Annotated in this window: 1 protein-coding gene; it reads left to right on the top strand. The window is 61.4% G+C overall.

Annotated features, from left to right (window positions below):
* Positions 1-366: 366 nt before the first annotated feature.
* Positions 367-2490, top strand: coding sequence for a DEAD/DEAH box helicase (locus tag FS320_RS41575; RefSeq protein ID WP_152718409.1), 2124 nt, complete (start codon positions 367-369; stop codon positions 2488-2490).
* The last annotated feature ends 104 nt before the right edge of the window (positions 2491-2594 follow it).

Here is a 2594-nt window from a genome sequence, read left to right as displayed (position 1 = left end):
CTCAAGCGTACCGTGATCAGCCACATGCGCCGGCTGACAAAGCTCCCCGAACGGATCCGAAGCTACTTCAGGCATCAGCCATTCCGCTATGCCGCGTAGTTCAAGATCACCCAAGCCGGATCAATAGTTAAGGACGAGGTGCATGTCTCGTGAGCTTGAGACGAGCGACTGGGTCGGGTGACCTAAGGCATTAGAAGATCGGTGAACAATCTCCAGGATGGTCCAAAAACGGATCACGTTAAGGCGCTCTTCACAGTGATCGTGTTCTCAAAATGTTCTATGATACTGCGAGGCACCTGACTCGGCAGATTCTCCTGTCGTGAGGGTGCTCTCATAGTCCGAACGTTCCCTCTCAATTCCTTCTGAATGATGCGGCCTCTTTCCAAACTCGCTGATGCCTCCTGCGAGACATCAATCCATTCTCTGTCCCGTGTGATTGGTGACAAGCAGGCCGAGCCTTATCAGGCCAGGATCATGTTCTCGCTGCGCGAGGCAATCCAGCGCGGTCGCTCGGGTGCGGTTTTGGCGCCCACGGGCAGCGGGAAGAGTCTCAAGGCTGCGGCGGCAGCGGAAGATGCCTTCGATCTCGCGAAGCCGATCCTGATCCTGCATCCCGACAGCAGTCTGCTGCGCCAGAACTATGCCCAGCTGCAGGCGATCCCGTCCCTGCGGAAGGCACGGGTAGCCTTCTTCGTCGCCAAGACCGAGGTCGTTGGCGACGGGCCGATGCTCCGCAACACTCTCGATGCCGATGTGATCATGGCGACGAACATGTCGCTGGTGAACAAGCTGGATGACGAGGATTTCCTGCGCGGCCTCGACGAGTTCGGCAGGCGAGGGGGTGTTGCCCTCATCGATGAGGGTCACAAGGCTGCCGCCGAACAGCTCTCCAAGATTCTCCAGCGGATTGCCCGTGCCGGCGGCTCAGGCATCGTGCTCACGGCCACTCCGTTCCGGACCGACGGTCAGGATCCTCTCGATCCGTTCGGCGCCAGCATTGAGCACGACCTGATCGATGTCGCCACCTATGACGAGGTCCTGGCAACAGGCCGGACGGTGCGAACCAAGTTCGACATCGCGACAGGCGAATTCGAGCGCCATCTCGGCGCCGATGCGGTCCGGCTCATCGAAACCGCCTTTCTGGCTCTGCTCGCCGAGAACAAGTCGGTGGACCAAGCCTCCCAGCAGGCGTTCTCGCGCTTCTTCAGGCCGGATGCCAGCGAGGGCGACAGCGCGATCGCTGAGCTCATCGTTGCAGCTCTTGTGCAGATCTGGGCCAAGCGGGCGGGCAATGCCGTTCTGGCGATGGTCCATTGCGACAGCGTGGAGTTCGCCAAAGCGCTCTCGGGAGCCCTGGCTCTTCAGAGGACACCCCAGGAGCACCCGCGCGCCGGTGAGCATCCGCGCGTCGCCTTTGTGGTTGCTGGTGAGATCCGCGTCTGGCGGAACGGACGTGAGACTGGTCTTAAACTCGGCGAGGAACCCGGCCGGAAGATCAAACGCGACGAACTTCTGAACGCGGCCCGGGCGGGCGAGTTCGACATCCTTGTCAACGTGAATGCCCTTGGCATCGGGACCGACGTTCCCCAGACAGATCTCAATATCCTTGCGTGTCAGGAACGGTCCATCGGCCCCGTCAAGCAGATCAGCGGCCGCGGCGAGCGCTCGCACAAGGCGACCCGGAAGACACACCAGGTCTTTGTCGATGTCGGCAACTCGGTTCTTCGGATCTTCAACGACATCGATGCGATGCGCCGCAACGACCCGGAGCGGTGCCGCCGTCAAGTTCGTGGCCTTGCTGCGCCAATCCGGGAGCAGTTTGAGGCCTGGTTCGACAAGGATCCGACACTTCGGGATCAGATCGAAGAGCGTCAGCGCCAGATCCGGCTGCGCCTCGGCGAGTCTGACCGGGAGCAGTACGAGGATCCTCTCGACCCCTCCATGTCCTGGGGTGATGAGGATACGCTACCACTGCCGAAGCCGTTTGCGTCGGGGATGATGGCGGCCGGAATGCGCCGCTACGATTCCGAGACAAAGAAATTCTCAAGCCGCCTTGCCCTGTTCTGTGACCTCTATCAGTCAGGGATCTACGGGGCGGATGCCGTGCAGGATCTACCGCGCTGGCTGGTGGCAACCCACGATGAGAAGACAGGGGCGCCGCAGGCGTTCCTGTGCTCGACCCTCGACGTTGCTCGCAAGTACGCGGCGTTTGTCGGCATCCGCTACGATGGGGAGTACGAGCAGAGTTCTCCGAGCGACAAGCAGCGGCGTTTCCTTGCTGGCCTGCAAAAGGAGAAGCCTCAGGCCCAGCCCTGGCTCGTACCCTTCAAAGAGGCGAGGAGTGCGACCCAGATCGCGTGCGGGATCGATCTGCTGAAAGATCGGGCCGCGCTGCTGGTGACGCTGCTCGCCATGGGGGCGACCCGACTAATCGAAAGAGCGACAGGTGCCCACAGCCTGCAACCTAAGCTTGAGTTTAGCCATTTCTGACGGGTGATGTGAGAGCGAGGGGCGGCGAAGCGAACGATGCGGTAGACTGGCAGAGTTTCCGCCAAGAGACGCCGCCATGCTGCACCTGCCCGCCCGCTTCGCCG

The sequence above is a fragment of the Microvirga tunisiensis genome (assembly GCF_009296175.1).
Classification (GTDB): domain Bacteria; phylum Pseudomonadota; class Alphaproteobacteria; order Rhizobiales; family Beijerinckiaceae; genus Microvirga; species Microvirga tunisiensis.
This window is presented reverse-complemented; position numbering and strand designations above follow the sequence as displayed.